The sequence below is a fragment of the Pseudomonas sp. S32 genome, from assembly GCF_016648095.1.
Classification (GTDB): Bacteria; Pseudomonadota; Gammaproteobacteria; order Pseudomonadales; family Pseudomonadaceae; genus Aquipseudomonas; species Aquipseudomonas parafulva.
The window spans coordinates 125,733-142,765 of the sequence record NZ_JACVVF010000008.1 but is presented as its reverse complement, the minus strand read 5'-3'; the positions used below and the strand labels follow the sequence as shown (position 1 = coordinate 142,765).

17 protein-coding genes and 1 pseudogene are annotated in these 17,033 nt (G+C 63.0%); 12 read left to right on the top strand and 6 right to left on the bottom strand.

The genetic code is table 11. The features are described 5' to 3' along the window. Positions 1–105: 105 nt before the first annotated feature. Positions 106–786 carry a RadC family protein gene (radC, locus tag IAE38_RS06955; RefSeq protein WP_028632898.1) on the bottom strand — a complete coding sequence of 227 codons (681 nt, stop codon included), beginning with the start codon at positions 784–786 and terminating at the stop codon, positions 106–108. A 126-nt stretch (positions 787–912) separates the two neighbouring features. On the opposite strand from radC, the gene coaBC reads away from it, so the two are divergent. Both coaBC and dut read left to right on the top strand, forming a co-directional pair. Then, positions 913–2,124 carry a bifunctional phosphopantothenoylcysteine decarboxylase/phosphopantothenate--cysteine ligase CoaBC gene (gene coaBC, locus IAE38_RS06950; protein WP_201216740.1) on the top strand — a complete coding sequence of 404 codons (1,212 nt, stop codon included), beginning with the start codon at positions 913–915 and terminating at the stop codon, positions 2,122–2,124. Positions 2,125–2,129: 5 nt separating this feature from the next. Beyond that, positions 2,130–2,585, top strand: coding sequence for a dUTP diphosphatase (gene dut, locus IAE38_RS06945; RefSeq protein WP_028632896.1), 456 nt, complete (start codon positions 2,130–2,132; stop codon positions 2,583–2,585). Here the strand turns inward: dut and IAE38_RS06940 are convergent. Beyond that, complete coding sequence (locus IAE38_RS06940) at positions 2,567–2,707, bottom strand: hypothetical protein (RefSeq protein ID WP_201211618.1); 141 nt, start codon at positions 2,705–2,707, stop codon at positions 2,567–2,569. The two genes, dut and IAE38_RS06940, sit on opposite strands and share 19 nt — an antisense overlap. 19 nt (positions 2,708–2,726) lie before the next feature. Here IAE38_RS06940 and IAE38_RS06935 point away from each other — a divergent pair. Next, positions 2,727–4,097: pseudogene (locus IAE38_RS06935) on the top strand (phosphomannomutase/phosphoglucomutase); the annotation flags it as partial. Between the two features lie 30 nt (positions 4,098–4,127). Continuing rightward, positions 4,128–5,036: an acetylglutamate kinase gene (argB, locus tag IAE38_RS06930; RefSeq protein WP_028632894.1), complete on the top strand. Its 909-nt coding sequence runs from the start codon at positions 4,128–4,130 to the stop codon at positions 5,034–5,036. Between the two features lie 79 nt (positions 5,037–5,115). On the opposite strand, the gene pyrE is transcribed toward argB, so the two are convergent. Further along, the gene (gene pyrE / locus IAE38_RS06925) at positions 5,116–5,757 is read right to left on the bottom strand and encodes an orotate phosphoribosyltransferase (protein WP_201216735.1); all 642 of its coding nucleotides are present in this window, start codon (positions 5,755–5,757) and stop codon (positions 5,116–5,118) included. 80 nt (positions 5,758–5,837) lie between these two features. Here pyrE and IAE38_RS06920 point away from each other — a divergent pair, with 80 nt between their 5' ends. Then, positions 5,838–6,617, top strand: coding sequence for an exodeoxyribonuclease III (locus IAE38_RS06920; RefSeq protein WP_003253401.1), 780 nt, complete (start codon positions 5,838–5,840; stop codon positions 6,615–6,617). A 79-nt stretch (positions 6,618–6,696) separates the two neighbouring features. Here the strand turns inward: IAE38_RS06920 and rph are convergent, their stop codons facing one another. Then, on the bottom strand, positions 6,697–7,419 hold the full coding sequence (rph, locus tag IAE38_RS06915) for a ribonuclease PH (RefSeq protein ID WP_028632892.1): 723 nt from the start codon (positions 7,417–7,419) through the stop codon (positions 6,697–6,699). Positions 7,420–7,645: 226 nt separating this feature from the next. Here rph and IAE38_RS06910 point away from each other — a divergent pair, with 226 nt between their 5' ends. Then, positions 7,646–8,509, top strand: a complete 864-nt coding sequence (locus IAE38_RS06910; RefSeq protein WP_028632891.1) for a YicC/YloC family endoribonuclease — start codon at positions 7,646–7,648, stop codon at positions 8,507–8,509. A gap of 12 nt (positions 8,510–8,521) precedes the next feature. Further along, on the top strand, positions 8,522–9,142 hold the full coding sequence (gmk, locus tag IAE38_RS06905; RefSeq protein WP_201216733.1) for a guanylate kinase: 621 nt from the start codon (positions 8,522–8,524) through the stop codon (positions 9,140–9,142). Between the two features lie 42 nt (positions 9,143–9,184). Here gmk and IAE38_RS06900 read toward each other — a convergent pair whose 3' ends face one another. Further along, on the bottom strand, positions 9,185–10,726 hold the full coding sequence (locus tag IAE38_RS06900; protein WP_028632889.1) for an APC family permease: 1,542 nt from the start codon (positions 10,724–10,726) through the stop codon (positions 9,185–9,187). Between the two features lie 443 nt (positions 10,727–11,169). On the opposite strand from IAE38_RS06900, the gene IAE38_RS06895 reads away from it, so the two are divergent. The 5 genes from IAE38_RS06895 to IAE38_RS06875 all read left to right on the top strand — a co-directional run bounded on the left by IAE38_RS06895 (position 11,170) and on the right by IAE38_RS06875 (position 15,846). Further along, complete coding sequence (locus tag IAE38_RS06895) at positions 11,170–12,042, top strand: LysR family transcriptional regulator (protein WP_201216731.1); 873 nt, start codon at positions 11,170–11,172, stop codon at positions 12,040–12,042. 181 nt (positions 12,043–12,223) lie between these two features. Beyond that, positions 12,224–12,487, top strand: a complete 264-nt coding sequence (rpoZ, locus tag IAE38_RS06890; protein ID WP_012312123.1) for a DNA-directed RNA polymerase subunit omega — start codon at positions 12,224–12,226, stop codon at positions 12,485–12,487. A 59-nt stretch (positions 12,488–12,546) separates the two neighbouring features. After that, positions 12,547–14,655, top strand: coding sequence for a bifunctional GTP diphosphokinase/guanosine-3',5'-bis pyrophosphate 3'-pyrophosphohydrolase (gene spoT / locus IAE38_RS06885; RefSeq protein ID WP_201162623.1), 2,109 nt, complete (start codon positions 12,547–12,549; stop codon positions 14,653–14,655). A gap of 23 nt (positions 14,656–14,678) precedes the next feature. Next, a complete protein-coding gene (locus tag IAE38_RS06880) occupies positions 14,679–15,059 on the top strand; it encodes a RidA family protein (RefSeq protein ID WP_009684531.1) in 381 nt (126 codons plus the stop codon). A gap of 55 nt (positions 15,060–15,114) precedes the next feature. Next, positions 15,115–15,846 (top strand): hypothetical protein, encoded by a 732-nt coding sequence (locus IAE38_RS06875; RefSeq protein ID WP_201216728.1) that lies wholly within the window; start codon positions 15,115–15,117, stop codon positions 15,844–15,846. A gap of 186 nt (positions 15,847–16,032) precedes the next feature. Here IAE38_RS06875 and IAE38_RS06870 read toward each other — a convergent pair whose 3' ends face one another. Then, entirely contained in the window at positions 16,033–16,896 is an 864-nt protein-coding gene (locus IAE38_RS06870; RefSeq protein WP_201216726.1) for an SDR family oxidoreductase, read from the bottom strand. Between the last annotated feature and the right edge of the window lie 137 nt (positions 16,897–17,033).

Here is a 17,033-nt window from a genome sequence, read left to right as displayed (position 1 = left end):
AGCGTAGGAGCGAGCGCAGCTCGCGATGCGCCGCGCGGGCGGCGCTCGATCGTATAGGCGCAGACCCTGATACGGCGAACACGAAACGGCCGCGAATGGGCACCATCAGGCCACCATCCAGCCCTCCTCCACCATCGATAACGGCTCCCCGTCGCCAATGATGATGTGGTCCAGCACCCGCACGTCGATCAGTGCCAAACCCCGCTTGAGCGACAGGGTCAGGTGCACGTCATCCTGGCTCGGCTCGCTGATGCCCGAAGGGTGGTTGTGGCACAGGATCAATGCCGCCGCATTGTGCAGCAAAGCCCTTCGAACCACTTCGCGCGGGTAGACACTGGCGCGGTCTATGGTGCCTCTGAACAGGATCTCGAACGCCAGCGGGCGGTGTTTGGTGTCGAGAAAGAGGCAGCCAAACACTTCACTGGCCTCATGCCGCAGCATGGCCTTGAGATAACGCCGTACCGCCACTGGCCCCTCTAGCGCCGAAGCGCGCTCGATGTTCTCATCCAGATGCCGTCGACCAATTTCCAGAAGCGCCTGCAGCTGCGCATACTTCACGGCCCCGATACCCGGCTCGCGCAGTACGGCTTCGCGATCGGCCTCCAGAAACTGCCTCAGCCCGCCAAAACGCACCAGCAGCCCCCGCGCAAGGTCCAGGACATTGCGCCCGGCAACGCCAGAGCCCAGCAGCACGGCAAGCAATTCGGCATCCGTCAGCACCGCAGCCCCACGCTGCAGCAACTTCTCCCGCGGCCTTTCTTCAGTCGGCCACTCCCTGATATTCATCCCCCGCCCCCTGCCCTTGCTGCGGGCCATTTCGGCCCTGTGTTAATCTATTTCGCTTCGTACATGCGACGTTCTGCCGCACGCAGTTCCTGTCGCCGCCCGCTTTCACCGGAAAAAGGCAAGCCTATGCAGCGGCTGTATCGCAAGCGCATCGTTCTCGGCGTCGGTGGTGGCATCGCCGCCTACAAAAGCGCCGAACTGATTCGCCGACTTCTCGAGCACGGCGCCCAGGTGCGCGTCGTCATGACCCGCGGTGGTGCCGAATTCACCACCCCGCTGACCCTGCAGGCGTTGTCTGGCCACCCCGTGCACATGGACCTGCTGGACCCGGCCGCCGAAGCCGCCATGGGCCACATCGAACTGGCCAAATGGGCCGACCTGGTGCTGATCGCGCCGGCCACTGCCGACCTGATGGCGCGCCTGGCCCAAGGCATGGCCGACGACCTGCTGACCACCCTGGTACTGGCCACCGATGCCACCGTCGCCGTTGCCCCGGCCATGAACCAGGCGATGTGGCGTGACCCGGCCACCCAGGCCAACCTCGAGCTGCTGAAGAGCCGGGGCATTCAGGTGTTCGGCCCCGCATCGGGCAGCCAGGCCTGCGGCGACGTCGGCCTGGGCCGCATGCTCGAAGCCACTGACCTGGCCTGGTGCGCGGCCGAAAGCTTCAAGCGCCAGGCACTCACCGGCAAGCACGTGCTGATCACGGCGGGCCCCACCCAAGAAAACATCGACCCGGTGCGCTACATCACCAATCATAGCTCCGGCAAGATGGGCTTTGCCCTGGCCGAGGCGGCTGCAGAAGCCGGGGCCAGGGTCACCCTCGTGACCGGCCCGGTGCACCTGCCCACCCCTGACCGTGTCAGCCGTATCGACGTGGTGAGCGCGCGGGACATGCTCGCAGCCTGTGAAGCCGCCATGCCGTGCGACCTGTTCATCGCCTCCGCAGCGGTTGCAGACTACCGGCCAGAGGTAGTTGCCCCACAAAAACTCAAGAAAGACCCTACGACCGGCGACGGCATGCTGCTGCAGATGGTGCGCAATCCCGATATCCTTGCCACCATCGCCGGCCGTGCCGACCGCCCGTTCAGCGTCGGCTTCGCTGCCGAAACCGAGCACCTGCTCGACTACGCCACGCGCAAGCTCAAGGACAAGAACCTCGACCTGATCGTCGCCAATGATGTGGCCAACCCCAGCATCGGCTTCAACAGCGAAGAAAACGCCTTGACCGTGATCGACCGGCAACAGCACCAGACCCTTTTCGCGCAGACCAGCAAGGGCAAGATCGCCCGGCAACTGGTCGCCTTCATCGCCGAACGGCTCAACCAGGTTCAGTAAGTTACATGCACGCACTTCAAGCCAAGATTCTCGACCCACGCCTGGGCAGCGAATTCCCGCTGCCCAGCTACGCCACCCCAGGCTCCGCCGGCCTCGACCTGCGCGCCCTGCTTGCGCAGGACACCGTGCTCGAACCAGGCCAGACCGTGCTCATCCCTACCGGCCTGTCGATCTACATCAGCGACCCTGGGCTCGCGGCGCTGGTACTGCCTCGCTCGGGCCTGGGCCACAAGCACGGCATCGTGCTGGGCAACCTGGTGGGGCTGATCGACTCGGATTACCAGGGCGAGCTGATGGTGTCCTGCTGGAACCGTGGCACTACCCCGTTCACCATCGCGGTCGGCGAGCGTATCGCTCAGTTGGTGCTGGTGCCGGTGGTACAGGCGCGTTTCGACATCGTCGAGGCGTTCGACGAAAGCCAGCGTGGCGCTGGTGGCTTTGGTCACTCGGGCAGCCACTGAGCCAGCAGCTGACCGTTACGGCCAAGGATGGCGAACTCTCTGGCGAAACCTTCGTCCAAGCGTTCTATTTGCGCCAGCCCACAGCGTTTTTGACTGATGGAGTACCCAGCGATGAACGACATGGCCGATTTGGTCCCCGCCACCTTGCCCCAGAGCATCTTCCGCGCCTACGACATCCGCGGCGTGGTCGGCAAGACGTTGCATGCCGAAACCGCCTACTGGATTGGCCGCGCGATCGGCGCCCAGAGCCTGGCAGAGGGCGAGCCGCAAGTGTGCGTAGGCCGCGACGGGCGCTTGTCTGGCCCGGTGCTGGTGGAGCAGTTGATCAAGGGCCTGGTGGATGCCGGCTGCCAGGTCAGCGACATCGGCCTGGTGCCCACCCCCGCCCTGTACTACGCAGCCAATGTACTGGCCGGCCGCTCGGGCGTGATGCTCACCGGTAGCCACAACCCCTCGGACTACAACGGCTTCAAAATCGTCATTGCCGGCGACACGCTGGCCAACGAGCAGATCCAGTCACTGCTCACTCGCCTGCAAACCCACGACCTGAGCTTTGCCACTGGCCGCCTGGAGCAGGTGGATATCCTGCCGCGTTATGCCCGGCAGATCCTCGACGACGTCAAGCTGGCCAGAAGGCTGAAGGTAGTAGTGGACTGCGGCAACGGCGCGGCTGGCGTCATCGCGCCACAGCTGATCGAAGCCTTGGGCTGCGAGGTGATCCCGCTGTTCTGCGAGGTGGATGGCAACTTCCCCAATCACCACCCCGACCCTGGCAAGCCCGAGAACCTGCAGGACCTGATTGCCAAGGTGAGGCAGACCGGGGCCGACATTGGCCTGGCGTTCGACGGTGACGGCGACCGCGTAGGCGTTGTCACCAATAGCGGCAGCATCGTCTACCCCGACCGCCTGCTGATGCTGTTCGCCCAGGACGTGCTGGCCCGCAATCCTGGCGCCGAGATCATCTTCGACGTCAAATGCACCCGTCGCCTGACGCCCCTGATCGAACAGCAGGGTGGCCGCGCCTTAATGTGGAAGACCGGCCACTCGTTGATCAAGAAGAAGATGAAACAGACCGGCGCGTTACTGGCCGGCGAGATGAGTGGTCATATCTTCATCAAGGAGCGCTGGTACGGTTTTGACGATGGCATCTACAGCGCCGCACGCCTGCTGGAAATTCTCAGCAAGGCCGAGCAAAGCGCCGAGGACCTGTTCGCCGCCTTCCCAAACGATATTTCCACGCCGGAAATCAACATTGATGTGACCGACGAGGGTAAATTCAGCATCATTGATGCACTGCAACGCGACGCCGACTGGGGCGAAGCCAGCCTGACCACCATCGATGGGGTGCGGGTGGACTACCCCAGGGGCTGGGGCCTGGTCCGCGCCTCCAACACCACGCCGGTGCTGGTGCTGCGTTTCGAGGCCGACAGCGAAGCCGAACTGCAACGTATCAAGGATGTTTTCCGCACTCAGTTGCTGCGGGTTGAGCCTGCGTTGCAACTGCCGTTCTGACCGACTATCTGTCCTTCACAGGAGCCCTGCATGACCCTCGATCGCGATGCCGCTTCCCATGTAGCCGAGGTTTTGTCCGAAGCACTGCCTTACATCCGCCGCTTCGTCGGCAAGACCCTGGTGATCAAGTACGGCGGCAACGCGATGGAAAGCGAGGAGCTCAAGACCGGCTTCGCGCGCGACATCGTGCTGATGAAGGCTGTGGGCATCAACCCGGTAGTGGTGCACGGTGGCGGCCCGCAAATTGGTGACCTGCTCAAGCGTCTGTCGATCGAGAGCCACTTCATCGACGGCATGCGCGTGACCGACTCGGCGACCATGGACGTGGTGGAGATGGTGCTGGGCGGCCAGGTCAACAAGGACATCGTCAACCTCATCAACCGTCACGGCGGCAGCGCCATCGGCCTCACCGGCAAGGACGCAGAGCTCATCCGTGCGCGCAAGCTCACCGTCAGCCGCCAGACCCCTGAGATGACCACCCCGGAAATCATCGACATCGGCCATGTGGGTGAAGTGGTCAGCGTCAATACCGACCTGCTGAACATGCTGGTGAGGGGCGACTTCATCCCGGTTATCGCGCCGATTGGCGTAGGCAGCAACGGTGAGTCGTACAACATCAACGCCGACCTGGTGGCTGGCAAGGTGGCCGAGGCGCTGAAGGCCGAGAAGCTGATGCTGCTGACCAACATCGCCGGCCTGATGGACAAGCAGGGCCAGGTGCTGACGGGCCTCACCACCGAGCAGGTCAATGAACTGATCGCCGACGGGACCATTTACGGCGGCATGCTGCCGAAAATCAAATGTGCCCTCGATGCCGTGCAGGGCGGCGTGAACAGCTCGCACATCATCGATGGCCGCGTGCCGAATGCCGTGCTGCTGGAGATCTTCACCGACAGCGGCGTGGGCACCCTGATTACCAACCACAAGGCGCGCTCGTAACGGGCGACAGGGCCTGAACTGGCGACACAAAAAAGGCGACCTCACACCGAGGTCGCCTTTTTTGTTGCCGGGCGCCGGGTCAGATCCCGTATTGCGCCCGGTAGGCTTCGACCGCCGGCAGATGCTGCTTGAGCTGCGGATCATCAGCCAGGAACTCCAGTACCTGGGTCAGCGACACGATGCTGACCACTGGTATACCGAAGTCGCGCTCGACTTCCTGGATCGCCGAGAGCTCACCGTTGCCGCGCTCTTCGCGGTTGAGCGCGATCAGCACGCCTGCGGCCTTGGCCTGCTGGGCGTTGATGATCTGCATGACTTCGCGAATGGCGGTACCGGCGGTGATCACGTCGTCGATGATGAGGACTTCACCGGCCAGCGGTGCCCCTACCAAGCTGCCGCCCTCGCCATGGTCCTTGGCCTCTTTACGGTTGAAGCACCAGGGCACGTCCAGCTGGTGCTGCTCGGCCAGGGCCACGGCGGTGGCTGCCGCCAACGGGATGCCTTTGTAGGCGGGGCCGAACAGGACGTCGAAGGGGATCTTGCTGTCGACGATGGCCGCTGCATAGCAACGCCCCAGCTGAGCCAGGGCGGAACCGCTGCTGAACAGGCCGGCATTGAAGAAATACGGGCTGGTACGCCCCGATTTCAGAGTGAACTCACCGAAACGCAGTACACCGCGATCGATGGCAAAACGGATGAAGTCGCGCTGATACGGCTGCATGAAAAGTCCCGGACACCACGGATTTAGCTAAATGGGTTGAGCTCGGGTATCATACACGCACGAGATTTTTGGGGCCATTTATGCGGATCATCAGTGTGAACGTTAATGGCATTCAGGCTGCGGCCGAGCGTGGTTTGCTCAGCTGGCTACAAGCCCAGAATGCCGACGTCATCTGCCTTCAGGATACCCGCGCCTCGGCCTTTGAACTCGACGACCCAGCTTTCCAGCTCGATGGCTATTTCCTTTATGCCTGCGATGCGGAGGTGCCTGCCCAAGGTGGCGTGGCGCTCTACTCGCGCATGCAGCCCAAGGCAGTCATCACCGGCCTGGGCTTCGAGACAGCCGACCGCTACGGGCGTTATCTGCAAGCAGATTTCGACAAAGTCAGTATTGCCAGCCTGCTTTTGCCTTCGGGCATGAACGGGGACGAAGACTTGAACCAGAAATTCAAGTTGATGGACGACTTCGCCAAGTACCTGGACAAGCAGCGCCGCAAGCGCCGCGAGTACATCTACTGTGGCTCGTTCTATGTGGCGCAGCAGAAGCTCGACATCAAGAACTGGCGCGACAGCCAGCAGTCACCGGGCTTCCTGGCGCCGGAACGCGCCTGGATGGATGCGATCACGGGCGAGATGGGTTATGTCGACGCCCTGCGCGAAGTCAGCCGCGAAGGCGACCAGTACAGCTGGTGGCCAGACAACGAGCAGGCCGAGATGCTCAACCTGGGCTATCGCTTCGACTACCAGATCCTTACCCCAGGCCTGCGTCGCTTCGTGCGCAACGCCCGCCTGCCGCGTCAGCCGCGCTTCTCACAGCACGCGCCGCTGATCGTCGATTATGATTGGACGCTGACGATCTGACGGCTGACAGGGGGGTGGCTTCATCGCGAGCTGCGCTCGCTCCTACAGGCTTGTGTAGGAGCGGCGCCTGGTTCAAGCGTCAGTCAGCCAAAGCCGCCTGCTGCAAGGCAAAGATCTCATCCATACCCTTCTGCGCCAACGCCAGCATGGCGTTGAAGTCTGCAGGCTGGAACGGCGCACCCTCAGCGGTACCCTGCACTTCAATGAAACCACCTGCGCTGGTCATGACCACGTTCAGGTCGGTTTCGGCCGCCGAGTCCTCCAGGTAGTCCAGGTCAAGCACAGCCTCACCCTGATACATGCCCACCGACACTGCGGCAATCATGTGCTTGAGCGGGTTGCCGGCCTTCAGGCCGCCGCGCTTCTTGATCACGGCGAGGGCATCACACAGGGCAACCATGGCACCGGTGATTGAAGCGGTGCGGGTACCGCCGTCGGCCTGAATGACGTCGCAATCGATGTACAACGTGATGTCACCGAGCTTGCTCATGTCCAGCGCAGCGCGCAGCGAGCGGCCGATCAGGCGCTGGATTTCCAGGGTGCGGCCACCCTGCTTGCCACGGCTGGCTTCGCGCTGGTTACGCTCACCGGTAGCGCGCGGCAGCATGCCGTATTCGGCGGTCAGCCAACCTTGGCCCTGGCCTTTGAGGAAGCGCGGTACACCGTTTTCTACGCTGACCGTGCAGATGACCTTGGTGTCACCGAACTCGACCAGTACCGACCCTTCGGCGTGCTTGGTGTAGTTGCGGGTAATGCGGATCGAGCGGAGCTGATCGGCGGCGCGACCACTTGGACGTTTCATCTGGGATACCTGTACTGGGGCTTAGAATCTGACAGGCATTATAGGGCCCGTGGCCTGCGCACGACATGCCTATCGTCGCGCCTGGCACTGCCCGTCGCCTTTTCCGAGCGCTCTGGCGGCCGCTCTGTAACATGGCCGGATTGGGCGGCGAGGCCCCATTGCGCTACAATCCTGCGCCTTGCAGCCTGCGGGCTTCCAACGTTATCCATCTATGCGAGGTACTCCCATGGTGCACAGCATGACCGCCTTTGCGCGCGTCGAGCGCGCCGGCAGCCAAGGCACCCTGGTCTGGGAGCTGCGCTCGGTCAACCACCGCTACCTTGAACCCCACCTGCGCCTGCCAGACGCCCTGCGCGACCTGGAAGGCGGTGTGCGTGAGGGCCTGCGCCAGGGGCTGTCACGGGGCAAGGTGGAGTGCACCTTGCGCCTCAACGAAGACAGCGCCGGCAAACCACTGAAGGTCGACCACCAGCGCGCGGCCCAGTTGGTTGCCGCCGCCGAGCAGGTCGCAGGCCTGATCAAGCAGCCGGCACCGCTCAACCCGCTTGAAGTGCTGTCATGGCCAGGCGTGCTGGTAGCCGATACCAGCGACCCGCAGGCCCTCAATGCCGAAGCCATGGCGCTGTTCGACGAAGCTCTGGCCGAACTGAAAGCCGGGCGCCAGCGCGAGGGAGTGGAGCTGGCCAGGCTGATCAACGAACGCCTGGACAGCATGGCCAACGAGGTGACCACCCTGCGCGCACTCGTGCCGCAGATGCTGGCCACACAGCGTCAGAAGGTGCTCGACCGTTTCAGCGATCTGCAGGCCGAACTGGACCCGCAACGCCTGGAGCAGGAGATGGTACTGCTGGCCCAGAAGAGTGATGTGGCCGAGGAACTCGACCGCCTCAGCACCCACGTCACCGAAGTGCGCCGCGTACTGAAGGGCGGTGGCGCTGCCGGCCGGCGCCTGGATTTCCTGATGCAGGAACTCAACCGCGAAGCCAACACCCTGGGCTCCAAGGCCTTCGACCCACGCAGCACGCAAGCAGCGGTCAACCTGAAGGTGCTGATCGAACAGATGCGTGAACAAGTACAGAACATCGAGTAAGGCCACCCGACCATGAACCACTGCAGCGGCACCCTCTACATCGTTTCGGCCCCTTCGGGCGCAGGCAAGACCAGCCTGGTCACTGCCCTGACCGCAGAAGACCCGCACATCCGCGTCTCGGTCTCGCACACCACCCGCACCATGCGCCCGGGCGAGGAACACGGGGTCAATTACCACTTCGTGGCGCACGACGCATTCAGGGCGCTGATCGCCCAAGGCGACTTCCTGGAGCATGCCGAAGTGTTCGGCAACTTCTACGGCACGTCCCGCAGCGCTTTGCAACAAACACTCGACGAGGGCTATGACCTGATTCTGGAAATCGACTGGCAAGGCGCCCAGCAGGTACGCAAGCTGATGCCCAACGCGCTGTCGGTGTTCATCCTGCCGCCCAGCCAGGAGGCCCTGCGCCATCGCCTGGATAACCGTGGGCAGGACAGCGAGCAGATCATCGCCGGGCGCATGAAAGAAGCGGTCAGCGAGATGCAGCACTTTGCCGAATACGACTACGTCATCATCAATGACGATTTCGCAACTGCGCTGCTGGACCTTAAAGCGGTGTTCCGTGCCAATCGCCTGCTGCTGAAAAACCAGCAACAGCGCCACGGGGCCCTGCTGACCGAGCTGGTTGGCTGAAGCCGGCGTCCCCGGGCCGGGGCGCACAGCGCCCCTCCCGAATCATTCCGGGATAGAAAGCGTGGCCTGCTGGCGCAGCGTCGCCCCCAGGAAGTAAGCCGGTGCACGCAACCGCGACAGCAGCATCAGCACGATGCCCAGCACCGAGATGATGGCGGCGATCACGAACACCAGGCCCAACCCACCGACATGCGAACCGCTGCCGAAATCCGGTGAAGCGCTGTCGATGGCCGTGCGCACGAAGATCACCGACAGGATCACCCCGCCCACCAGCGGGCACAGGCCCCGCATGAAGAAGTGGCGCAGGCTGTCGAACAGGCTGCGGCGGAAGTACCAGACGCAGGCAAAGGCGGTCAGCGAGTAGTAGAAGCAGATCATCATGCCCAGCGCGGTGATGGTGTCCGCCAGCACGTTTTCACTGAGGGTGCGCATGGTCACGTAGAACAGACCCGCTGCTACACCCGCACAAATGGTGGCGTACCGCGGGGTTTGGGAGCGGGGGCAGACCTTGGCGAACTTCTGTGGCACCGCACCGTAGTAACCCATGGCCAACAAGGTGCGCGCCGGCGACACAAAGGTCGACTGCAATGACGCCGCGGTGCTGGCCAGCACCGCCACGGACATCAGAATGGCCAGCGGCCCCATCACCGGCCCTGCCAGGTGGGCGAATACGTTTTCCTGAATACGCGGGTTGTTCAGGCCCAGGCCCTGTTCGCTGATACCGGCAAACTGCAGGGTGGCAATGGCGGTAAGCAGGTACAAACCCAGAATCAGCAGCACCGTCCAGGTGGCGGCTTTGCCCGGTACTTCTTCACTGCCTACCGACTCTTCGCTGACGGTCAGGCACACATCCCAGCCCCAGAAGATGAAGATCGACAGCGAAAGCCCGGCCGCGAAGGCTGAGAACGATTCGACGCCGAACGGGTTGAACCAGGCGAAATCGAATTCCAGCGGCGGCGGCGCGGTGGTTTCACCGAACGCCGCGAAGGCAAAGCCGATCAGTACCAGCAACTGCAACGCCACCAGGCCGTACTGCACCGTCATGGTCGTGGCCATGCCGCGGCAGCAGATCCACACTGCCAGCGCGATGAACACGCAACAGGTGACAATGTTGATCAGCAGGTGGTCCGCGAGCGCGGCGAGGCCGTGGTTGCCGGTGATCTGGCCGAGGAACAGGTAGAAGAAGTCCACCGCCACGCCGGCCAGGTTCGACAGCACGATGGTAGTGGCCACCACCAGCCCCCAACCGCCGATCCAACCGATCATGGGGCCGAACGCCCGTGCCGACCAGGTGAACGAGGTGCCACTGTCAGGCTCTGCCGAATTCAGCTCACGATACCCCAGCGCCACCAGCAGCATGGGCAGGAAGCCGACGATGAACACGGCAGGCAAGTGGGCGCCCACCTCGCGCACGGTAGGGCCAAGGGCGCCAGTCAGTGTATAGACGGGCGCAATGGTCGAGATGCCCAGAACCACGCTGGCGAGCAGCCCCAGCCGCCCTTTTGCCAGGCCCTTGCCCTGGGCCTGTGTACCCGCATCGGCTGCCACATCGGGTGGGCGGCCGGCTTCTGTGTAGTTGCTCATGAGTATTAGCCGCCGGTGTTGGAATTGTTTTTCACAGGCCTTTTGCAAAGGCCCGCGCTCACTCGTCGAGAATCTGCGATCGGGGCCGGATCATCCGGGGCCCATGCCTTGGCCTGCAACGGGGGCGCCATTGTAAAGAAGAGGCGCAGGATTAGAAGGTGAACCGTTGAAAAGCCTTGCTTGCAGAAAGCCGTTCTTCTCGCGGGAAAGGCTGGCGCACGGGGGGACCGACGTCATGGCTGTACATCCTTGGGTTTACTGCGGCGATGTGATGCTACGGATGACGCCTCGAGGGCGGCGATGGTTGCTGCTGTTGTTATTGTCACGTTCCCATCGTGGGGATTGATTGCCGCATCGGGTGCATTGCTTTCCGGGGGCCGTTTCACTATAAAATGGCCAAAACGCAACAGACATTGGCAATTCGGCAAGCAGAGCATGCACCAATGCAATATCAGATTACCCATGCCGACCTGACCCTGGTGCTCGCACTGGAACGCGGGCGCTCGCTGGCCAAGGCGGCCGAACTGCTGAAGGTAGACGTGTCGACGGTGTTCCGCTCCATCCGCCGGCTGGAATCGGCGCTAGGCACCGCGCTGTTCGTGAAAAGCCGCAAAGGCTACCTGCCAACCGACACTGCCCAGGCACTGGCTGAGCAGGCCGAGCGCGCGGAACAGGCGCTGGATGCCGCACGCATCGCTCTGACCAGTGGCGAGCAGGTGGTCAGCGGGACCGTACGCCTGACGTGCACCGAGGCGGTCATGCACAGCCTGTTGCTGCCCGCACTGGCCGAATTCATGCCCAACTACCCGGCCCTGTCGCTGGAGATGGGCACTTCCAACACATTTGCCAACCTCAGCCGGCGCGACGCCGATATTGCCCTGCGCCTGACCAACACGCCGCCGGAACACCTGGTGGGTCGCAACCTGGGGTCCACCTCCTATGTGATCTGCGGCCAGCCCCATTGGCGCGACAGCCTGGCCGAGTCGACGAACAGTGTGCCGTGGATTGCGCCAGACGATTCCATGCAGGACCACCCAACCGTGGTCTGGCGCAACCAGCACCACCCGGGGCTGAGCCCGCGCTACCAGTGCAGTGGCATGTCGACCATTGCCCAACTGGTAACGGCCGGCCTGGGTGTGGCCGCCCTGCCCGACTACATGGTGCACACGTTGCCGGGGGTGGACGCCCTCAGTGGCCCACTGCCCGGTTGCGATACCCAACTGTGGCTGTTGACCCGGCCCGACTGCCGCGCGCTGCGCTCGGTACAGACCCTGTTCGAAGAGCTGACCCCGCGGTTGCGTGACGCGATGCTCTGAGGTTATCGTCAGGCACATGCAGGACGGTGTCTGGCCCGGCCATTTCGCGGCAATAGCCGCGGCCTCAGGCGCTGCCGGAGCAAAACAGCGCTTCCCTATTGGCTGGTGAATTTTTATACTATCGAGTCCGCCTGCCCACTATTGGGCTGCACGCCCACCGCATTTGCTATTGAGGAAGACCATGGCCCGCGTAACTGTTGAAGACTGCCTGGAACACGTGGATAACCGCTTTGAGCTGGTCATGCTCTCGACCAAGCGCGCTCGCCAGTTGGCGACCGGCGGCAAAGAGCCACGCGTTGCGTGGGAAAACGACAAGCCGACCGTTGTTGCCCTGCGTGAAATCGCCGAAGGCATCGTCACCAACGAGTTCATCGCTGCTGAAGAGATCGTCACCGAGGATCCGGTCTTCGCCGCATTCGAGGACGAGTCGAACGAGGCTGTCTGATTGATGCCTGGTCGACGTCGCACGGCGCAAGGCCCTCTCCCTCGGCAGGAGGTGAACCCATGCCGGGTATAGAAGTCTTGGCCGAACGGCTGTCGACCTACCTAGGGCCCGAACAGGTCAACCTGGTTCGCCGCGCCTATTTCTACGCAGAACAGGCCCACGACGGGCAGCGCCGCCGCAGCGGCGAGCCCTACGTCACCCACCCGCTGGCTGTGGCCAGTATCCTTGCCGACATGCACATGGACCATCAGAGCCTGATGGCAGCCATGCTGCACGACGTGATCGAAGACACCGGCATTGCCAAGGAAGCCCTCAGCCAGCAGTTCGGCGAGACGGTGGCCGAACTGGTCGATGGGGTCAGCAAGCTGACCCAGATGAACTTCGAGACCAAGGCAGAAGCCCAGGCTGAAAACTTCCAGAAGATGGCCATGGCCATGGCACGCGATATCCGCGTGATCCTGGTTAAGCTGGCCGACCGCCTGCACAACATGCGCACGCTGGAAGTGCTGTCCGGTGAAAAACGCCGGCGCATCGCCAAGGAAACCCTCGAAATCTATGCCCCCATCGCCAACCGCCTGGGGATGCACACCGTACGCGTAGAGTTCGAAGACCTCGGCTTCAAGGCCATGCACCCGATGCGCTCGTCGCTGATCAACCGGGCAGTGAAGAGCGCGCGGGGCAACCGCAAGGAAATCGTCGCCAAGATCGAGCAATCGCTGGCCCACTGCCTGGCCGCCGACGGTATCCAGGGCGAGGTCAGCGGCCGGCAGAAACACCTCTATGGCATCTACAAGAAGATGCGTGGCAAGCGCCGCGCCTTCAACGAGATCATGGACGTGTATGCCTTCCGCATCGTGGTCGACAAGGTCGACACCTGCTACCGCGTGCTGGGCGCCGTGCACAACCTGTACAAGCCGCTGCCGGGCCGGTTCAAGGACTACATCGCCATCCCCAAGGCCAACGGCTACCAGTCGTTGCACACCACCCTGTTCGGCATGCACGGGGTGCCCATCGAAATCCAGATCCGCACGGCGGAGATGGAAGAGATGGCCAACAACGGCATTGCGGCGCACTGGTTGTACAAGTCCAACGAGGACGAGCAACCCAAGGGCAACCACGCCCGGGCCAGGCAGTGGGTGAAGGGCATCCTCGAGCTGCAGCAACGTGCGGGCAACTCGCTGGAATTCATCGAGAGCGTGAAGATCGACCTGTTCCCGGACGAGGTCTACGTGTTCACGCCCAAAGGCCGCATCATGGAGCTGCCCAAAGGCTCCACCGCGGTGGACTTCGCCTACGCGGTGCACACCGATGTGGGCAACAGCTGTATCGCCTGCCGCATCAACCGGCGCCTGGCACCGCTGTCCGAGCCCTTGCAAAGCGGCTCGACGGTTGAAATCGTCAGCGCCCCCGGTGCACGCCCGAACCCGGCCTGGCTCAACTTCGTGGTCACTGGCAAAGCGCGCACCCATATCCGCCACGCGCTCAAGCAACAGCGCCGTTCGGAGTCCATCAGCCTGGGCGAGCGCTTGCTGAACAAGGTGCTCACCGGCTTCGACAGCAGCCTGGAGCAGATTGCGCAGGAGCGTATCCAGGCCATTCTGGCGGAGTATCGCCTGGAGCTGATCGAGGACCTGCTGGAAGACATCGGCCTTGGCAACCGCATGGCCTACGTGGTCGCGCGCAGGCTGCTGTCCGCCGATGGCGAGCAACTGCCCGCACCCGAAGGCCCGCTGGCCATCCGTGGCACCGAAGGGCTGGTGCTCAGCTACGCCAAATGCTGTACGCCCATCCCTGGCGACCCCATTGTCGGCCACCTGTCGGCGGGCAAAGGCATGGTGGTGCACCTGGAAAACTGCCGGAACATCAGCGAAATCCGCCATAACCCAGAAAAATGTGTGCAGCTTTCCTGGGCCAAGGACATCACCGGCGAATTCAATGTCGAGCTGCGTGTCGAGCTTGAGCACCAGCGCGGCCTGATCGCGCTGCTGGCCAGCAGCGTCAATGCGGCCGATGGCAACATCGAGAAGATCAGCATGGACGAACGCGACGGCCGTATCAGCGTGGTCCAACTGGTGGTCAGCGTGCACGACCGCGTGCACCTGGCGCGTGTGATCAAGAAACTGCGTACCTTGACCGGTGTGGTCCGCATCACCCGCATGCGTACGTAGCCCGCCAACCGCAAGGAGTCATCATGAGCAAGACCGTCATCAACAGCGACAAGGCCCCAGCCGCCATCGGCACCTACTCGCAGGCGATCAAGGCCGGAAACACCGTGTATATGTCGGGGCAGATCCCGCTCGACCCGAAGACCATGGAACTGGTCGAAGGCTTCGAAGCCCAGACCGTGCAGGTGTTCGAAAACCTCAAGGCAGTGGCTGAAGCTGCCGGTGGCTCGTTCAAGGACATCGTCAAGCTGAACATCTTCCTGACCGACCTGAGCCACTTCGCCAAGGTCAACGAGGTGATGGGCCGCTACTTCGAGCAGCCATACCCTGCCCGTGCCGCCATCGGCGTTGCTGCGCTGCCAAAAGGTGCGCAGGTCGAAATGGACGCGATTCTGGTCATCGAATGATGCCTGCGGCGGCAGGCTCTGCCTGTCGCCCTCCTCCTCTGCAAGGTTTTCCGTCATGCGTCTAGCACTGCCTCTCACGCTGGCAGCCCTGCTTCTGGGCGGCTGCGCCAGCCACAAACCTGAAGATTTCAATGGCACCTGGATCAACCAGCAGGCCATCACCGCTGCCGTCAAAGGCAACAACCTGCGCCAGGCCCTGGATGCCAATGGCCCGGTATTCGAGTGGAAGCTCGATGTGGCCCAACAGCGGGCCAGTTACAGCAACGGTTTTGAGGGTGCCGACGGGCAACTCAGCGCCAATGACAAACAATGGGTAGCCACCTTCGACGGTGGTGCCACCGAGCAGCTGTCCTTGAATGGCGATGAACTGCAAACGGTCGACCCACAGGGCGCCAAGCAGACGTTCGTACGTGCCAAGGCACCTGCTGCGGGCAACGCGCAGCTGGGTAGCAGCTTCGAGCAGGCGCTGTATCAGGCCTATCTAGGCGGCGACTGGAAGATCATCGAAGGCCAGGGCACAGGTGGCACGGTACGCTTCAGCGATACCGGTAGCGTTACCGGCCTGCCCGGCCCGGATCGCTTCGCGCTGTGCCTGGCGGGGGATTGCGCGACCATGGGCGCCAGCAATGACAGCCTGTGGCTTGAGCGCAACCAGCAGGGTGCGCCGTTCATCATCAAGCGCACGGGCAAGCAGCTGGAGATTTCCCAGGCAGTCAACCGCGCGCAGCCGGACGAAATGCCGCAACTGGCGGCCGGCAAGCGGCAGTGGCTGCTGGAGCAGAACTGAGGCCGGGCGCCGCACCGCAAGCTGCTCTTACCGTTCTGCAACCGTACATAACGTGTTGATGTACCAGGGCCGTGTGGGAGCGGCTTCAGCCGCGAACACCGGCGAAGCCGGTGCCATCCACCGCGCTGCTTGTTTCGCGGGTAAACCCGCTCCCACAGGGGGTGATGTGCAGCCCAATGAGCCGGATTAATTGCTAACCGAACCCTGCAAAATAGCCGCGTACCCTTCTTTGTAGCTGGGGTATGCCGGCACCCAACCCAGGGCCCGCGCACGGGCATTGCTGCAGCGCTTGCTGCCAGTGCGCCGGACCCGCTGCTCATCGGACCAGTGTGTAACGCCCATGTACTCACGCAGCCAGCCGACCACATCGGCCAGCGGTGCAGGGTCGTCATCCACGCCGAGGTAGCAATCGTCCAGCGCCCGGCCATCGGCATCGGCCTGCAACAGGAACGCCAGCAGGCTGGCAGCGTCCTCGGCGTGGATGCGGTTGCCGTACAACGGCGGCTGCTCGGCAACCCGGTAACCCTGGCGAACCTGGCTGAGCAGCCACTCGCGGCCCGGGCCGTAGATGCCGGTCAGGCGCACCACACTCGCCGGGCACTCACCCGCCAAGGCCAGCTGCTCCGCCTCCAGCATCACCCGCCCCGAATACCCTTCAGGGCTGGTAGGCGACTGCTCATCCACCCATTCCCCGCCCTTCTGCGCAAACACACTGCTGCTGGAGACGAACAACAGCCGACGCGGGCGCTGCCCTCGCTCAGCCAACCAGCCTTGCACATGGCGCAGGCCCTGCACGTAGGCCGCCTGGTAGCCGGCTTCGTCATGCTGGCTGGCCGCCACGCAGTACACCAGGTAATCCGGTGCATGGCTTGGCCAGGCAGACGGTATTGCCGGCTCGGCCAGGTCAGCGGCCACAGGTACCACCCCGTGGGGCAGTTGCCCCACAGTGCGACGCAGCCCACTGACATGCCAACCACGCGCCAACATCTGCCGGGCCAGACGGCCGCCGACATCGCCACAACCTACTATCAAGACCGAAAGGTCCGACATCTGAAACCCCCTTAGACCGATAGATCCGCCCAACCGTAGGCGAAAAAAGCAACAAGATTACTTTTGTTAACAAGAATTACTTGCAATAATGGCGACCAAATTGTTCTCGGCCTACCTCGAGGCCTTGAAGAACATCC

Bases quoted from the DNA above. Each gene is read 5' to 3' on its own strand.
- argB (WP_028632894.1), top strand. From the start codon at position 4,128: ATGACCCTCGATCGCGATGCCGCTTCCCATGTAGCCGAGGTTTTGTCC.
- IAE38_RS06870 (WP_201216726.1), bottom strand. From the start codon at position 16,896: ATGTCGGACCTTTCGGTCTTGATAGTAGGTTGTGGCGATGTCGGCGGC.
- rph (WP_028632892.1), bottom strand. From the start codon at position 7,419: ATGAAACGTCCAAGTGGTCGCGCCGCCGATCAGCTCCGCTCGATCCGC.
- IAE38_RS06895 (WP_201216731.1), top strand. From the start codon at position 11,170: ATGCAATATCAGATTACCCATGCCGACCTGACCCTGGTGCTCGCACTG.
- pyrE (WP_201216735.1), bottom strand. From the start codon at position 5,757: ATGCAGCCGTATCAGCGCGACTTCATCCGTTTTGCCATCGATCGCGGT.
- IAE38_RS06875 (WP_201216728.1), top strand. From the start codon at position 15,115: ATGCGTCTAGCACTGCCTCTCACGCTGGCAGCCCTGCTTCTGGGCGGC.
- spoT (WP_201162623.1), top strand. From the start codon at position 12,547: ATGCCGGGTATAGAAGTCTTGGCCGAACGGCTGTCGACCTACCTAGGG.
- rpoZ (WP_012312123.1), top strand. From the start codon at position 12,224: ATGGCCCGCGTAACTGTTGAAGACTGCCTGGAACACGTGGATAACCGC.
- IAE38_RS06940 (WP_201211618.1), bottom strand. From the start codon at position 2,707: ATGTCGTTCATCGCTGGGTACTCCATCAGTCAAAAACGCTGTGGGCTG.
- gmk (WP_201216733.1), top strand. From the start codon at position 8,522: ATGAACCACTGCAGCGGCACCCTCTACATCGTTTCGGCCCCTTCGGGC.
- coaBC (WP_201216740.1), top strand. From the start codon at position 913: ATGCAGCGGCTGTATCGCAAGCGCATCGTTCTCGGCGTCGGTGGTGGC.
- IAE38_RS06900 (WP_028632889.1), bottom strand. From the start codon at position 10,726: ATGAGCAACTACACAGAAGCCGGCCGCCCACCCGATGTGGCAGCCGAT.
- dut (WP_028632896.1), top strand. From the start codon at position 2,130: ATGCACGCACTTCAAGCCAAGATTCTCGACCCACGCCTGGGCAGCGAA.
- IAE38_RS06920 (WP_003253401.1), top strand. From the start codon at position 5,838: ATGCGGATCATCAGTGTGAACGTTAATGGCATTCAGGCTGCGGCCGAG.
- radC (WP_028632898.1), bottom strand. From the start codon at position 786: ATGAATATCAGGGAGTGGCCGACTGAAGAAAGGCCGCGGGAGAAGTTG.
- IAE38_RS06880 (WP_009684531.1), top strand. From the start codon at position 14,679: ATGAGCAAGACCGTCATCAACAGCGACAAGGCCCCAGCCGCCATCGGC.
- IAE38_RS06910 (WP_028632891.1), top strand. From the start codon at position 7,646: ATGGTGCACAGCATGACCGCCTTTGCGCGCGTCGAGCGCGCCGGCAGC.